Below are 14,892 nucleotides of genomic sequence, written 5' to 3' on the forward strand. Positions count from 1 at the left end.
AGCTCAAACATCAGGGTCTCCTGTGCGCCGGGTGGTCGGGCGTCCACCGAGCAGCCCCTCCTGGTCAACGAGCATCTCGCCGATCTGCAGGCCATCGTCATTGATGTGGTATTGGCGCAGCTCGTCGCAGTGGGCGCTGGCGCGCACTTTGACCACGGCCATGATGCGCAACAGGCGGCTGCGCACTTCGATGTAGCGCTGCACGATGATCGCGTCGGTGAGGAACGCCGTGCCGTAGGGGCTGAAGCGCAGGTCGGTGTAGCGGTCTTCCAGCTCCGACGTCATCAACACACTGACCCCGGCGCGGGTCAACGCGGTGACCATGCGCGACAACGACTCGCGGAAGTCGGCGCGAAAGGTCGGCGCCAAGGCCAACTCAAAGCCCGACAGTGAATCGATGACTACCCGCGTGGCGCTCAGGCGGCTGATTTCGCTGAGCAGCAGTTGGACGATCTCATCAATCGACAGGTCCGGCGCCCGGCTGTCCACCAGGCCAACCTTGCCGCTGAGGATCAAGTCAGCGAGCGTGCCGTTTTGCGAGTGATTGGGGCGTTGCTCGAACACCGCGATAACCCCGGTTTCGCCATTGCGTGCGCCCTCGGCCAGGAAGGTTGCCGCGAGAATGCTTTTGCCCGACCCCGAAGGCCCCGCCACCAGCAGCGAGTAACCACGGGGTAGGCCGCCGCCGAGCATCTCGTCGAGGCGTGGCACGCCCATTTTCAGGCGTTGCACCGGCAGCGTCATCGGCGTCTCGACCGGGTTGAGCGGGGCCGGTGCGAACACCTTAATGCCCGAACTGGCGATCCGGAACGTGTGCAGCCCCGGCAAGGTCGGCTGGCCGCGCATCTTCATGATTTCCATCTTGCGCACCATCGAATTGCGCTCGACGCTCTGGCGCAACCAGATCAGCCCATCGGCCACGGTGAAAATCGGGTTGGTGTCGGTTTCGGTGAAATACTCGCCGATCAGGAAGGTGGTCGCCTGCCAGGTGGTCATCAACATGCCCAGTTGCTGAACGAACTGCGGCAGGTTGTTGTTGGGGTTGTGCTGGGTCTGGCTGGCCAGCACCACCGAACGGAAGGAGTCGACAAACACCAGTGATGGTGAATGCGCCTCGACTTCGCTGACGATGCGCCGCAGCACTTCATCCAAATCACCGGCCAGGGTGTCATCGGCCAGGTTGATGTAGCGGATCGACTGGTTGATCGCTTCGTTGTCGAAAAAGTCGAACTGCTGCTGGTAACGCAGCATCTTCAGCGGCGGCTCGCCCAGCACGGTGAAAAACAGCGCAGGGCGTTCAGGTGTCGCCAGGGCGAACATCATCTGATGCGCCAAGGTGGTCTTGCCGCAGCCGGGCGGGCCGGCGATCAGGTTGAACGAAAACTCCGGCAAACCTCCGCCCAGCACCTCGTCCAGACCTGGCACACCGGTAGCCAGGCGGTTGATAGTTACTTTGGTGCTCATGGCGAATTTTCCTGCGAAGGGGTGTCGCTCAAAGAAGGTGCCCATACGTCGCGCAGTAAACGCGCGGTCAGCGAGGGCCCGATCAGCGTGGTGAGCAAGGCGTAAAAGGTGGTCAACAGTTCTTCACCGAAAAACAACGCATCGGCTTCGCTCTGCTCGAGCAATAGGGCTTTGAGTTCGGCCCGATCTGGCGCGGCCTGCACGCGATCATGCACACCGGCCAGTCGCGCATGCTTCGAGGCGCAAAGGTGCAGGCTGCGACGCAACAGCGCGACACAGCCTTGCTGCCCGATAATGGGGGTGAGTGCTGCGTCCATGTCCTGCAATATCGACATGATCGCCTGGGCGATGCCTGCAATATCAGCGGTGGGACCAACACGGTGCGCCAGAGAAGCTACGATCTGGCGGCTCTCTTCGCTTTGTGTGGACATGAAGGGCTAATATCCGATGAATTGAGACCCAGCGTACACCCTATGGCGCTCGACCGAAGGTTTAATGGGCCACTATTGCCTCACCGGCCCGTCGGCCGGGCTTGAAACCATGGGCGCTGGCACCCCAGGCAATCGCCAGGGACACGCCCACCAACACCAGCATCGCCCACGGAAACGACGCCACGCCCCAGGTACCCAGCAATACCCCGCCGACCACGCCGCTGCCGGCAATGGCGCTGTTCCAGGCCACCACGTTCAGCGACAGCGCCACATCCGCGCCATCCCCCGCAGCATCGGCCAGCGCGGTTTGCAGCAAGGTTGCCGCGCCGCCAAAACTCAGGCCCCAGACCGCCACACCGAGGTAGACCACTTCAGGCACGCCACCGAAAAAGCCCAACACCAGCGAGACGCCCCCAAACACCGCCAGGCTGGCCAGGACCGTGTTGCGCAAGAGCGGCTCCACCAACCTGGCCGCGATCCAGATCCCCGCCAACGCGGCCACCCCGAACACCAACAGCACCAGGTCAACCCGCTCCGCCAAGCCAGCAGGCGCCACGAACGGTGCAATGTAGGTGTACAGAATGTTGTGCGCCAGCATCCACGTCATCACCACCGCCAGCACCGGCCGTACGCCCGGCGTCGTCAGCACCTTGCCCAACGACACGCGTTGATGCGCAGGCTGGGGCGCGTAGTCCGGGACTTTCACCAGCACCCACGCAATCAGCACCAGGCTCACGGCCGACATCAGGCCGAAGGTGGTGCGCCACCCCACCCACCCGCCCAGCCAGGTACCCAGCGGCACGCCCAACGACAGCGCAATCGGCGTGCCGACCATCGCCAACGCCAGCGCCCTGCCCTGTTGATGAGGCGCGACCATACGCCGGGCGTAACCGGCCAGCAGGCTCCAGGCCAACCCCGCCGCGACACCGGCAAAGAAGCGTGCCACCAGGGTCACGCCATAGTGGGACGACAGCGCCGTGATGGAGTTGAACAGCAAAAAGCCGACGATGGTCAGCAGCAGCACATTACGCCGGCGCCAGCCACGTGTGGCAATGGTCATGGGGATCACTGCCAGCACCGAGCCCAAGGCATACGCAGTGACCATCTGCCCGGCCATGGACGGGGAAATCGCCAGGCCGTCGCTGATCAACGGCAAGAGGCCGGCGGGCAGGGTTTCGGTGACGATGCAGATAAAGCCGGTCATCGCCAGGGCGAGCAAGGCGCCGATGGGCAGACGGTCGGATGACGCCGGTAAGGTCAATGAGGGGGTCACGGGCAACTCCTTGAGCGGAACTTAAATACTGATCGATACATATGTTGCGGGCGTACGCCATGCGTTGTCAACGACTTATGTATCGACTAGTATTTATCTCGCTTCCCCACCCGGAGATCAGACATGGCACAAATGGGCCGCCCCCGTACCTTCGACCGTGAACACGCCGTGGAACAGGCCATGCACCTGTTCTGGCAGCACGGCTACGACGCCACGTCACTGGCCCAGCTCAAGGCTGGCCTGGGCGGCGGGATCTCCGCGCCGAGTTTCTACGCGGCCTTCGGTTCCAAAGAAGCGTTGTTCGACGAATGCGTGCAGCGCTACCTGGCGACCTACGCCCAGGTTACCGAATGCCTGTGGGACGAAAGCCTGCTACCGCGCCGGGCCGTTGAAACCGCACTGCGCCAATCCGCGCGCATGCAGTGTGAAGACGGACACCCCAAGGGCTGCATGGTGGCGCTGGGCGTGATGAGCGCGCCGAGCCCGGAGAATGCGCGGGTGGCGGATGGGTTGACGCAGTCGCGGCTGCGTACGCGGGCGGGGATTGTGGCGTGTGTGGAACGGGCGATTCGTCTGGGGCAGTTGCCGCCCACGGTTAACCCGGCAGTGATGGCGTCGGTGTTTGATAGTTTCCTGCAGGGCGTTTCGATTCTGGCGCGCGATAACGTCCCGCACGCCACCCTCGACGCAGCGATCAGCCAACTCCTTCTGACCTGGGACATTGCAGCCTCCCTCGCCACAGGCTCACGTGAGGCTGAACGCATGGATCTTGTCGACAATCTGCCGTGAAGCCCTACGGATCGCCGTCGTCGTGTTGCCTGCGATATGCGGTGTGAGTTGGGCAGTTCCGACGCCTGCCAGGGGCGAGTTGAAGCGGTCTTTTTCCAGCGCGAAGGTATCGATGGCGACCGCTTTGATGTGCCTGGGAAACGCGGTCATGAAGCTTGCCAACTGGGCTTCATCGACGATGCCGCCGCGAGCGGTGTTGATCAGCACCGACCCTTGGCGCATTTGCCTGAACTGGGCAAGCCCGAACAGGCCTCGGGTGAGCGGTGTCAGCGGGACGTGGATAGAGACCACGTCGGCCTCCCCCAGCACGTGCTCGAGGGTTGGTCGTCGCTCAAGCCCAAGGCTGCGCGCGGCCTGCTCGGTAAAACGTTCGGAACCGGTGGCGATGACCTTGATACCGAGCGATCCCGCTTTGCGTGCGACCTCTTGAGCAATGCTGCCCGTGCCGACCAACCCTAGCGTGAGTTCGCTGAATTCGAGGCTTGGCGCCAAGGTGCCCTTGGACCAGCGACCGCTGTGCGTTTCAGCGTTGTAGTGGTCCAGGTCTCTGGATAAAAACAACGCCTGGGCCACCACATAATCGGCGACCGCCGCCGCGTTGGCGCCCGGCGTGTTCAGCAAGGTCACACCACACCGCTGCGCCTCTAGCTGGTCGATATGGTTGAGGCCTGCACCGGCTTGGGCGATAGCGCGCAGCGGCGTGGGCAAGGCCGGTGATACGGCGGCGCGGATCAGTTCACCGTCCATGGGAATATTCAGGCGCGTCTTGAACACGCTGTACCCCCCGGCCTGCGTCACGGCATCGATGAACGCTTGCCTGTCGTGGCCGTTGATCTCGGTGTACCGCAGGCGCTCGCCATAGTGTTGGCGAATGCTGTGTTTATCCGCGAAATAATAGAGATTGAGGGTGACCACCAGGCCCAACTCAAGGAAGCGGTCAACTTCCTCAAATAACAATGGAGGGCCGGGTGCATCCAGTATCAGGGTGGTAAATGCCATGCGCTTGGACCTCTTGCTAGAGAGAGGAGCGGGTCGATGCATCGTCAAGAACGTTGAACTTACGCCATCACAATACCGAGACACAGGCATACCCACCGGCCTGGCCACGTTCCACGTGCGCTAAAACAACAGGCGCGAAAAATTGCAGCACGCCTGCGCCATCCGCGCCACGTCCTGGTTCAAGCCAAATTGCCGATCCACCCGGTGCAGCGCCACATACTGAATAGTCGGCAATTCCGGCTGCGTGACCAACGCGCGCAACGCCCCTTGCTCGATCAGGTGGGACAGACACGCCTTGGGCAAATAGCTCACACCGATCCCCGACAACGCCAACCCTACCTGCACCAGCAGGTTATGGCTGGTGAGTGTGCGTGGCATCTGTACGTTGTGCGCGGCCAGCCAGCGCTCGTAGATCAAGCCGGTGCCCGACTGTGAACCCTGGGTCAACACCGTGTAGTTGGCCAGGGTTTCAAGGCTGACAGGGTCTGCGTCAGGGATAAGACCCGGCGAACAGATCCAGGCGTTTTCCACGCATTGCAGCGCGGTGCTGTGGAAACGCGGATCGCTGTACACGTCGGGCACGATCACCAGGTCCAGTTGGTCGCTTTCCAGTTTGCGGAACAGCTCGCTGCTGAGCTCCACCGACGGCTCGATTTGCACCTTGGGGTAGGCCTGGCGCAGCGCTTCCACCAACGCCGGCAACCAGGTGAGCGCGGTAAGTTCAGTGACGCCCAGGCGAAACCTGCGCACCAGCACCTCACGGGCGCTGACCCGTTCCAGCAATTGGTCGCGGCTGTTGAGCAGGTCACGGGCGTAGTCGAGCAGCTCGCCGCCCTTTTCCGTCAGCCGGGCATTGCGCTTGCTGCGGTCGAAAATTTCGACGTCGAAAGTGTCTTCCAGCTCCTGGATACGCTTGGAGATGGCCGACTGCGACATGTTCAGCTTGTTGGCCGCCGCTTCGAAGCTGCCCAGTTCAGCGATCCAGTACAGCGCGTCCATTTGCTTGAAGGTGATCATGGTGGACCACTCATGAAAAAAAGCGATGCTAACACATCATAAAATATCGCTAAAACTCTCCGATTATCACTCCTAAGATCTGGCCATAGCCCGTTGCTATCCAACGATTCTGGAGATTTGCCATGTCCTTGCCCGGTTCACGCATCCTTCCCAACGCCCCCATGGCCTCGGCCGAATTGGTCGAGGCCTTCGCCCAGGTGGTCACCCCGCACATCAGCGACAACCTCGGCCGGCACATCGGCGCCCGTGGCCTCACGCGCTACAACCGCACCGGCAAATTGGTCGGTACGGCAATCACGGTAAAAACCCGCCCCGGCGACAACCTGCTGATCTACAAAGCCTTGAGCCTGCTGCAACCCGGCCATGTGCTGGTGGTGGATGGCCAGGGCGATACCAACAACGCGGTGATCGGCGAGCTGGTCAAGCTCTACGCCCAGCAACGCGGCTGCGTGGGGTTTGTGATTGATGGGGCGATCCGCGATGTCGCCAGCTTCGAGGACACCCCGTGCTATGCCCGCGCCGTTGTACACACCGGCCCGTACAAAACCGGCCCCGGCGAAGTGAACGTGCCGGTGTCGATCGGCGGTATGATCATCAACCCCGGCGACCTGCTGGTAGGCGATGAAGACGGCCTGGTCGCGTTCTCCCAGGCAGACGCCGCCGAAGTGCTGCGCCGCGCCGCGCAGCATGCCGAACATGAAGACGCCGTCAAAGCCGAGATCGCCAGCGGTGCCGTGCGCCAGAGCTGGATCGACAAGGTCCTGGACAATGCAGGGTTGGCGCCATGAAGCACTTTTTGTCTGACCGCGTCCTGGGCATCGCGCCCTCCCCCAGCATTGCCGCCAATGCGCTGGTGACCGAGTTGCGCGCCCAGGGCCGCGATATCGTCAACTTCACCGTGGGCGAGCCGGACTTCGACACCCCGGCGCATATCCTTGCCGCCGCCGGCCAGGCGATGCACAGCGGCGACACCCATTACACACCAACCACCGGCACCCTCGCCCTGCGCCAGGCCATCTGCCTCAAGCTGCAACGGGACAACGACCTGGCCTACGGGCTGGATGAAGTGGTGGCCGGTTGCGGCGGCAAGCACATCATCTATCACGCGCTGGCCGCCACGCTGAATCGGGTGATGAAGTCATCGTGCACACGCCTTACTGGGTGTCGTACCCCGATATCGCACGGCTCAACGATGCAACGCCGGTGATTATTCCCGGCGACGAAAGCCTGGGGTTCAAGCTGTCGCCCGACGCCTTGGAACAGGCGATCACCCCGCGGACCAAATGGGTGATCCTCAACAGCCCGAACAACCCCAGCGGCGCGGTCTACAGTGAGGCCGACCTGCAGGCGCTGGCACAGGTGCTGCGGCGTCATCCTCACGTGCTGATCATGGCCGACGAAATCTACGAGCACTTCGTGTATGGCGAAGCCCGGCACGTGCCATTGACGCGCCTGGCGCCCGACCTCAAGTCGCGCACGCTGATCGTCAACGGTGCCTCCAAAGGCTACGCCATGACCGGCTGGCGCCTGGGTTTTGGTGCCGGCCCCGCCTGGCTGATCGCGGCCATCGCCAAGCTGCTGTCGCAGACCACCACGTGCCCCAGCTCGTTGAGCCAGGCGGCTGCGGTGGCTGCGTTTGCCGGAGACCAGGCGCCCATCGCCGCGATGCGCGAGGAATACCAGCAACGCCGCGCACACATGCTGGCCCTGCTGGCGGGCATCCCCGGCGTGAGCTGCACCCCGCCGGACGGCGCGTTCTACGTGTTCGCCAACGTCAGCGCACTGATGGGCAAGCTCACCCCACAAGGCGATCGCCTCGACAGCGACACCCAACTGGTGGACTACCTGCTGCGTGACTACGGCCTGGCCACCGTGAGCGGCGCAGCGTATGGCATGTCGCCCTATGTGCGCCTGTCCTTCGCAAGCTCGTTAGAAGTGATCGAAGAAGGGTGCCGTCGTCTCAAGGACGCTTGCCGCGACCTGCGCTGACGGTTTCCCGCTGCACCCGGCGACCCACGGACGGCCGCTGTTTTGACTGCCTAGAACAACAACTTAAAATCATTGATCTCAAATGAGGCATTCCTATGCACACGCCCCGTATCGCGCTGGTCTGGCAAATCATGATCGGCTTGCTCGCCGGCATCGCCCTGGGTGCCCTGTTGCACCGCTTTCCCGAATCCCGGCCGTGGCTGGTGGACAATCTCTTGCAACCGGCGGGCGACATCTTTATCAAGTTGATGAAGATGATCGTGGTGCCTATCGTATTCTCCTGCATGGTGGTGGGCATTGCGGGCCACGGTGACGGCAAATCCCTGGGCCGGATCGGGGCGCGCTCACTGGGGTATTTTTTCTGCATCACCACCTTGGCGATCATCGTCGGGCTGGTGCTGGGCAACCTGCTCAAGCCGGGCGCCGGCACGGAATTGTCCAGCCTGCACGCGGCGACTATCACCCTGCCCACCAGCAATGGTGGCGGCCACAGCCTGGGGCAAATCATCGTCGGCATCATCTCGGACAACGTGATCAACGCAATGGCCCAGGGCAGCCTGTTGTCGGTGCTGTTTTTTGCGGTGATGTTCGGGTTGGGTGTGGCGCGCTTGCCCGCCGAGCGCAAAGACCCGGTGATTGCCCTGCTACGGGGCGTCTCGGATGCGATGTTCAAGGTCACTTCGATGATCATGGCCTACTCGCCCATCGGCGTGTTCGGCATGATCGCGGTGACCGTGGCCAACTTCGGTTTCGGCTCACTGATGCCGCTGGCCAAGTTGATCATGGTCAGCTACGTGGCCATCGCCTTTTTTGTACTGGTGGTGCTGAACCTGGTGGCACGCCTGTGCGGCATCAACTTGTTCGCGCTGATGCGGCATATCAAGGATGAACTGGTATTGGCCTTCTCCACCGCCAGCTCGGCGGCGGTGATGCCGCAACTGATGAAGAAGCTCGAAACCTACGGCGTCCCGCCTTCACTGGTGAGCTTTGTGGTACCGGTGGGGTATTCGTTCAACCTCGACGGTGCCTCGCTGTTCCTCGGCATCGGCACCTTGTTCGTGGCGCAGTTGTACGGTATCGACCTGAGCTTTGGGGACCAGGCGCTGCTGGTGGTGACGATGGTGCTCACCTCGAAAGGTGCTGCCGGGGTACCAGGGTTTATGTTCGTGATTCTGTCGGCGACCCTGGCCAGTGCCGGGTTGCCATTGGAAGGGATCGCGTTCATCGCGGGGGTGTATCGCTTGATGGAAATGCCGACGACGGCCCTGAACGTGTTGGGCAATGCGCTGGCGCCGTTGGTGATTGCCAAGTGGGAGAGCCGGGAGGCACGGGCTGCGCAGCAGCAAACAGCCCAAACACTCCCGGATTGTGGTGTGCAGAACAAGCCGTGATCCCTTCAGCTAAGGGAGAACACTGTGCCAGTGGCGAGGGAGCTTGCTCCCGTTGGACTGCGCAGCAGTCCCAGGTCTGTCATGCAACAACGGGGGCCGCTTCGCGCCCCAACGGGAGCAAGCTCCCTCGCCACAGGTTACTTTGCACCGTTTGGGCACCGCGACATCGTGTATGAAGACCACGAATAAAGGCGCTCCAAAGAGCGCCTTTATTCATTTCAGTCACTGCTCGCTGATGGACTTCACATCCGCCTTCGCAGCACCACCAATCGCAATACGCTTAGGCTTGGCTTCCTCCGGTACGACCCTGAGCAGGTCAATGCTCAGCAAACCATTGGAAAGCTGCGCGCCCTGCACTTCAATGTGGTCGACCAGGCGGAACGACAGGCGGAACGCGCGCTGGGCGATGCCCTGATGCAGGTAGGTGATGCCTTCATTGTGTTCGCGCTTGCCGCCGGCGACGGTCAGCACACCTTTTTCCACCTGGATATCCAGGTCATCCTCCACCAGGCCTGCGGCCGCGATGACGATTCGGTAGTGGTCATCGCCGTGCTTTTCGACGTTGTGAGGAGGATAGGTGGTACCGGCCTCGCTGCGAAGCGCCGATTCGAAAAGGTCATTGAACCGGTCAAAGCCGACGGAGTGGCGGAACAGTGGGGCCAACGAAAGAGTAGTAGCCATTGCAAAATCTCCTGAGTTTTCTCCAAGTGATTAAGTACGCGACCCGGATTCGGCATCGCGTAAAGCCTAAGTAGGTTCAGGCGGAAAAATTTCAAGCGGGGTCCGTAAAATTTTTTATCCGGGGTCATGATCCCCTGAAGAAAGGCTGACGCACCGACGCGCAAGGATCGTTGTGGGATCGACCAAAGCGACACTGTGAGCCCCTATCTCAAACATTTCAGGTTGATGCGCATGGCTATCGAGGGCTATGGCATTGCCTGGTTGCCGCAGAGTGCGGTGGTGGATGAACTGGAGCGCGGCGTGCTGGTGCGCGCCGGGGGGTGATAATCACGCAAGACGTAGTGCTCGGACACTTACCTCCCTCCTCCTAACCCTAAGTTACGCAGGGCTGCTTCAAGCAGCCGCACTGCGTTCTGAGCCTCAGCGTTGGCGGTAAGCGTTGCGTTCGAAACATAGCCGCCGTTAGCAGCACCTTCTGCGTTCACCGCTGAAGCCGTCTGGGCCGCCGTAGACCTGGCCTGAACCAGGTTTTGCTGCAACGCTCGTCTAAGAGTGGCTTGTTGTGTCACTCTCGGATCTTCCTTGCCGCCCTTCAAACCGACATCCCTCTGCCAGCCTCCATTCCCATCGGATACGACGAGCGTGGCGCTCTGCTTATAGACCCCCTTCTTGGTATCCAAAAGATAGAGCGAGTGCGATTGACGGGGGTTGGCAGAGTCTTTGAGGTAGTAGTTGGAAGCATCGCCCGTTAAGACGAAGGGCTTGTACACAGGTGTTTGTGATTCATTCAGTGATGGGACGGTAGGTGGGTGCGACGCCATTGGCGAAGTGGTGGGTTGCTCTCGCTGCAAAAAGGATAGAGGTGCGGAATAAGGCAATGCGGTGCTGGCTATCACGGTTGTTGGATTCCTGAACAATAAATGGGTGGTGACGGATGAATAACTGCTGGGATGACGTTTGCCAGCAGACAAGCCAGTGGTGGGTTGGCAGATAAGGCCAGTTCCACCGCATCCAAAATGGATCCATGACTTTATTTTTCAGGAGTCGGACAAACGCCCGCTTTACGGACTCAACGCTATGACATTGAGGAAATAATTGGGGTCAGACCGCATTTACCGTTACCTGGATTAGGCACCACCTAGTTTGGACCATTTCTGCGCTATCTTTAAACTACAGTTGCCAAAATATCAGACAAACCCCATATTCATCGAGAAGATCGTCAGCAATTTCAAACTGGAATGCCTTGTCTGGAAAGGTGTCTGATAACGCGCACTTCCAATATATAGTGATCTGTTCAGCAAATAAATAAAAGGGAAAGGTAAGTCGGCATTAGTGCCTCCTTCACTGCAAATGCTTTAGCAGAAACAACCTCGCTTATCCGGAGCGATGAGCCTGGATCCTGACCCAGCTCGGCCCCATGATCTCGCCGCATACAGATAGCCTCGCCCTTTCTCGTCCACTTTCACCGATCTTTTTTGATATAAGATTTCTTATTAATCAAACGTCAAATTTTGTTTTAACTTCTTCTCCACGCGCATAAGTCATCGCAAACGAATTCCAATTTTCACCACGTCTGGTGGCGCACTCTTTCAACTCCTTCACCAAACGATAGAGAATTGCTCCATTGTAATCCGTTTCTGCGTCCGTCACCCGAACCCCTTCCTTCTCAACAGTAAGAACCGTTTCTATATACCCAACGCTTACTGCTACCTCATAACAAAAAGAATCGTAGCCATCTACGATTCCAGCATCTAGCAATTCAAAAATTTGCTTTACTAACTGTAGGTCTTGAGTAACCACTATACAACCTCCGGAAGTTTATTGGCCTAACATTCAAAGAACGCATTTCGGAACTAATTGGGGTCAGGGAACTAATTGGGGTCAGACCCCATTTACCCTTACCCCAATCAGCCGGATCAACTTTGACATCAGATATAGGCTTAGTCACACCCACTTTGTTAGAAAACTAATTGGAAACTAATTGGGGTCAGACCCCATTTACCCGCCATTTACCCGAAACGGACTGTGCCACAAATCTTTTATTGCCAACAAATTCGGCCCCCCTTTGCCGCGTTACAGCTTGAAACGCGAAACGACAGTACGCAGTTCCCCTGCCAGCAGCGTGAGCTCCTCCGCAGTCACAGCGTTGTCCTCTATGCCCTCCATCAGCGCAACGCTACCGTTACGAATCTCGGTCACATTGCGATTGATATCCTCCGAGACGGCGTGCTGCTGAACCGCCGCGCTGGCTATCTGGGTGTTCATTCCTACGATTTGCTCAACGCCGTCATTGATTGCATCCAGGCTAGTCGAGGCCTGATCAGCGGATTCGATGCATTCCTGCGCGCGCAGTTTGCCCGCTTTCATTTGCTCGACGGCGTCGCCTGTCGCCAGTTGCAGCTCTTGGATAATCCGGCGGATCTCTTCGGTTGAGTTTTGTGTGCGCGAGGCCAGAGTTCTGACCTCGTCGGCGACCACCGCGAATCCTCGACCCTGCTCACCGGCGCGGGCCGCCTCAATGGCCGCGTTCAACGCCAGTAGGTTGGTTTGATCAGCAATGTTGCGGATCACCTCAATCACGCCGCCGATCTGCTGGCTGTGTTGCGCGAGTGCCGAAACCTTTTGCGCACTGCGCTCTACCTCATCGGCCAAGGCTTCAATAGTCACGCGGGTTTCCTGCATCTTCGCCAGGCCGGTGTTGGAGGACTGGCTGGCGTGCCCAGCGGCGTGGGCGGCACCCTCGGTGTTTTGCGCCACGTCAGCAACGCTGGTGGTCATCTCGTTGATAGCCGTAGCGACTTGTTCGGTTTCGCTTTGCTGGGCGCTCATCGCGCGTTTAGCCCGGTCAATCGACACCCCAATGCGCTCCGCCGCATCGGAGACCGATTGTGAACTGCGCTCGACCTGGGCAAGCGAGGAGCCAAAGGCTTGCACCATATGGTTAAGGCCGTTGCCCACGTCGGCCATTTCATCTTTGCCGCGCACTTGAACTCGCACGCTCAGGTCGCCCTGAGCAATGAGTTGGGTGGCAATCAAAACATCGTTGATCGTGCGACGCATGGCGCTGTAGATGCCGCTGAACACATACACCAGCAACAGGCCAAGAACGACAAACATACCTAGAATGAATAGTCGTTCCGACGTTTTTTCCTGAACTCGACGTTCAAGCGCATTCAACAGTGCGTCTTGCAGCGTGTCTTGCGCTTTGTACAACTCAGCCACCACCGCATTGCCCTTAGCCGGCAAGTTCTGCACGCCGCTGATGATGTCGCTTGGCGCGCCAATCAATACTTCGAGGTCGGCGCGGAAGCTGTCGAGGCTCGCAAAAGCACTGGTGATCGGCGCCTGAATACTATCGGTGAGGGCGGGTTCTCTGCGGCGCAAAAGTGCCAGGCTTTGCTGAAGTTCTTTATGGATGAGTAACTCATTTTTGAGCATCGATTTGATAACGCTGCGCGCACCCGCACTCAACGTTTGCCCGTCATGTAGCCCGCTGGCCAGCCCGCGCAATTGCCCGACCATATTGATTTGTCGTGGCAGCCTCAAGGTACTCTGATCGATCATGAACAACGATGCGTAATCTTCATCCAGCACCATGCCCGACGTGGCCGATACGTAGTACACGAAGTTCAACGTCTCGGTGAGCTGATCGTTCCAGTCGTCGAAGATGGCACTCTGATTGGCATCTGCTTTCGCCAGCTCAATCAAACGCTGCGCCCCAGAGTGCAGACGCTGCACTCGATCACCGGTTTCCAGCTGTGTGTTGAGTTGTCGGTCGGTTGCAGCCAGTTTCGAAAACGCGTCCTCCAACTTCAACTGGTTAGCCGACAGATCGGCTTGAGCGGTTCTATCCCCGCTGAGCAAGCGGTTGGTGAGCGCACGTTGCAACATCGAAAAACGCAGTACAGGCGTTACGTCCAATAGATAGCGCTGGCCTACTTGTTCCGAGCGAATGACCTCAAGGCTTCCGTTGATCTGATGGATCACGCGCGTACCGAGCAGAACCAAAGGGATTAGGACGATGATTGCAAGCACACCGAATTTCGTGGAGAAGCGTAATCGGTCAGCCAGGTGTACGGCAGGAGCAAGGATGTTCATGGAGTTCTCACAGCCCGGAATGGGACGGTTTGTAGTTGATGTGTAGTTGAGAACATTCCATTTTCTCGAATGCCTGGCTCTGTCTGGCTCATTCGGCTAATCACGTTTTATGTAATTAAACGTTTCAGACATCCTGTCGGCATTGAGATTGAGAACTTTATGAAAAGTTGTACAGATATTTATTTTTGTACAACTTATGAACGCTTTGATAGCAATGATGTCTCCGAGCCATCACTGCTTCAAGGGAGTCTTGTAGGGTAAGCGCTGCGGTCGCTACCGGATTGATCTGTGCTGGAGGCCGTTTGTCTCCCATCGACATGTCTATAGATCTGGACCGTGTTGGTTGGCTTCTGTTGAGGCGCTGCATCCACGACACTAAATGTCAGACTGGTTTTCCCCATAGAAGGACGCGCCGCAATGACGATCAAATCAGCATCTTGAAAGCCGCCTGTGATCTGGCGCATCGCCTCCAAACCACTGGGAATGCCAGTAATGCTCTCGTCCTCATTGAAGTGGTAGTCGATCCTTTCAAGCGCCTCATGCGATAGCGCATAAAACGACGACAGCGACGGCTGATTATCCAGATCGATGGGCAGGATGCGGATCCCTGCATCGGCGCAGAACGCACCTAAATTGGCGCCAACCGTGGTCTTACCCGGCCCGCCTTTGGTTGAAACGACTGCAGCGACTGTCATGGGGCTTAACTCTGAATCGATTGATTTAGCGAGAGATGGGGTCAGATTTATTTATTCAGAGAATT

General features: G+C 59.0%; 12 protein-coding genes and 4 pseudogenes. 5 read left to right on the top strand and 11 right to left on the bottom strand.

Annotated features, from left to right (window positions below):
* Window positions 1-3: 3 nt before the first annotated feature.
* The 3 genes from QCBJ_RS26705 to QCBJ_RS26715 form a co-directional block, all read right to left on the bottom strand.
* The gene (locus QCBJ_RS26705) at window positions 4-1,464 is read right to left on the bottom strand and encodes an ATPase domain-containing protein (protein ID WP_102061928.1); all 1,461 of its coding nucleotides are present in this window, start codon (window positions 1,462-1,464) and stop codon (window positions 4-6) included.
* Window positions 1,461-1,895, bottom strand: a complete 435-nt coding sequence (locus tag QCBJ_RS26710) for a hypothetical protein (RefSeq protein WP_102061929.1) — start codon at window positions 1,893-1,895, stop codon at window positions 1,461-1,463. Before QCBJ_RS26710 ends, QCBJ_RS26705 begins: the two co-directional genes overlap by 4 nt.
* 61 nt (window positions 1,896-1,956) lie before the next feature.
* The gene (locus tag QCBJ_RS26715) at window positions 1,957-3,168 is read right to left on the bottom strand and encodes an MFS transporter (protein ID WP_102061930.1); all 1,212 of its coding nucleotides are present in this window, start codon (window positions 3,166-3,168) and stop codon (window positions 1,957-1,959) included.
* A 123-nt stretch (window positions 3,169-3,291) separates the two neighbouring features.
* Here QCBJ_RS26715 and QCBJ_RS26720 point away from each other — a divergent pair, with 123 nt between their 5' ends.
* Window positions 3,292-3,957 carry a TetR/AcrR family transcriptional regulator gene (locus QCBJ_RS26720; RefSeq protein ID WP_102061931.1) on the top strand — a complete coding sequence of 222 codons (666 nt, stop codon included), beginning with the start codon at window positions 3,292-3,294 and terminating at the stop codon, window positions 3,955-3,957.
* Here the strand turns inward: QCBJ_RS26720 and QCBJ_RS26725 are convergent.
* Window positions 3,913-4,956: a D-isomer specific 2-hydroxyacid dehydrogenase family protein gene (locus QCBJ_RS26725; RefSeq protein ID WP_102061932.1), complete on the bottom strand. Its 1,044-nt coding sequence runs from the start codon at window positions 4,954-4,956 to the stop codon at window positions 3,913-3,915. The genes QCBJ_RS26720 and QCBJ_RS26725 overlap by 45 nt on opposite strands.
* 120 nt (window positions 4,957-5,076) lie before the next feature.
* Entirely contained in the window at window positions 5,077-5,973 is an 897-nt protein-coding gene (locus QCBJ_RS26730; RefSeq protein WP_102061933.1) for a LysR family transcriptional regulator, read from the bottom strand.
* 122 nt (window positions 5,974-6,095) lie between these two features.
* Here QCBJ_RS26730 and QCBJ_RS26735 point away from each other — a divergent pair, with 122 nt between their 5' ends.
* The 3 genes and pseudogenes from QCBJ_RS26735 (at window position 6,096) to QCBJ_RS26745 (ending at window position 9,353) form a co-directional block, all read left to right on the top strand.
* Window positions 6,096-6,761, top strand: a complete 666-nt coding sequence (locus tag QCBJ_RS26735) for an RraA family protein (protein ID WP_046036702.1) — start codon at window positions 6,096-6,098, stop codon at window positions 6,759-6,761.
* Window positions 6,758-7,962: pseudogene (locus tag QCBJ_RS26740) on the top strand (pyridoxal phosphate-dependent aminotransferase). Before QCBJ_RS26735 ends, QCBJ_RS26740 begins: the two are co-directional and overlap by 4 nt.
* A gap of 95 nt (window positions 7,963-8,057) precedes the next feature.
* Complete coding sequence (locus QCBJ_RS26745) at window positions 8,058-9,353, top strand: cation:dicarboxylate symporter family transporter (protein ID WP_102061934.1); 1,296 nt, start codon at window positions 8,058-8,060, stop codon at window positions 9,351-9,353.
* 222 nt (window positions 9,354-9,575) lie between these two features.
* Here QCBJ_RS26745 and QCBJ_RS26750 read toward each other — a convergent pair whose 3' ends face one another.
* Entirely contained in the window at window positions 9,576-10,034 is a 459-nt protein-coding gene (locus tag QCBJ_RS26750; RefSeq protein ID WP_015885070.1) for an Hsp20 family protein, read from the bottom strand.
* 222 nt (window positions 10,035-10,256) lie between these two features.
* Here QCBJ_RS26750 and QCBJ_RS26755 point away from each other — a divergent pair.
* Window positions 10,257-10,355: pseudogene (locus tag QCBJ_RS26755) on the top strand (LysR family transcriptional regulator); the annotation flags it as partial.
* Window positions 10,356-10,387: 32 nt separating this feature from the next.
* Here QCBJ_RS26755 and QCBJ_RS26760 read toward each other — a convergent pair.
* The 5 genes and pseudogenes from QCBJ_RS26760 to QCBJ_RS30510 form a co-directional block, all read right to left on the bottom strand.
* Complete coding sequence (locus QCBJ_RS26760; RefSeq protein ID WP_145994250.1) at window positions 10,388-10,930, bottom strand: hypothetical protein; 543 nt, start codon at window positions 10,928-10,930, stop codon at window positions 10,388-10,390.
* Window positions 10,931-11,531: 601 nt separating this feature from the next.
* Window positions 11,532-11,834 carry a hypothetical protein gene (locus QCBJ_RS26765; RefSeq protein ID WP_092243295.1) on the bottom strand — a complete coding sequence of 101 codons (303 nt, stop codon included), beginning with the start codon at window positions 11,832-11,834 and terminating at the stop codon, window positions 11,532-11,534.
* A gap of 273 nt (window positions 11,835-12,107) precedes the next feature.
* A pseudogene (locus tag QCBJ_RS30875) lies at window positions 12,108-12,644 on the bottom strand (methyl-accepting chemotaxis protein); the annotation flags it as partial.
* Window positions 12,645-12,971: 327 nt separating this feature from the next.
* Window positions 12,972-14,132: pseudogene (locus QCBJ_RS30880) on the bottom strand (HAMP domain-containing protein); the annotation flags it as partial.
* Between the two features lie 239 nt (window positions 14,133-14,371).
* Complete coding sequence (locus QCBJ_RS30510; RefSeq protein WP_145994251.1) at window positions 14,372-14,827, bottom strand: ParA family protein; 456 nt, start codon at window positions 14,825-14,827, stop codon at window positions 14,372-14,374.
* Window positions 14,828-14,892: the final 65 nt, after the last annotated feature.

The sequence above is a fragment of the Pseudomonas sp. QC2 genome (genome assembly GCF_002859085.1).
In the GTDB taxonomy this organism is placed as follows: Bacteria; Pseudomonadota; Gammaproteobacteria; order Pseudomonadales; family Pseudomonadaceae; genus Aquipseudomonas; species Aquipseudomonas petroselini.

What these genes read in the sequence shown, in the direction of transcription:
- QCBJ_RS26705 (WP_102061928.1), bottom strand. Translation starts at nt 1,464, where the DNA reads ATGAGCACCAAAGTAACTATCAACCGCCTGGCTACCGGTGTGCCAGGT.
- QCBJ_RS26710 (WP_102061929.1), bottom strand. Translation starts at nt 1,895, where the DNA reads ATGTCCACACAAAGCGAAGAGAGCCGCCAGATCGTAGCTTCTCTGGCG.
- QCBJ_RS26720 (WP_102061931.1), top strand. Translation starts at nt 3,292, where the DNA reads ATGGCACAAATGGGCCGCCCCCGTACCTTCGACCGTGAACACGCCGTG.
- QCBJ_RS26725 (WP_102061932.1), bottom strand. Translation starts at nt 4,956, where the DNA reads ATGGCATTTACCACCCTGATACTGGATGCACCCGGCCCTCCATTGTTA.
- QCBJ_RS26730 (WP_102061933.1), bottom strand. Translation starts at nt 5,973, where the DNA reads ATGATCACCTTCAAGCAAATGGACGCGCTGTACTGGATCGCTGAACTG.
- QCBJ_RS26735 (WP_046036702.1), top strand. Translation starts at nt 6,096, where the DNA reads ATGTCCTTGCCCGGTTCACGCATCCTTCCCAACGCCCCCATGGCCTCG.
- QCBJ_RS26745 (WP_102061934.1), top strand. Translation starts at nt 8,058, where the DNA reads ATGCACACGCCCCGTATCGCGCTGGTCTGGCAAATCATGATCGGCTTG.
- QCBJ_RS26750 (WP_015885070.1), bottom strand. Translation starts at nt 10,034, where the DNA reads ATGGCTACTACTCTTTCGTTGGCCCCACTGTTCCGCCACTCCGTCGGC.
- QCBJ_RS30510 (WP_145994251.1), bottom strand. Translation starts at nt 14,827, where the DNA reads ATGACAGTCGCTGCAGTCGTTTCAACCAAAGGCGGGCCGGGTAAGACC.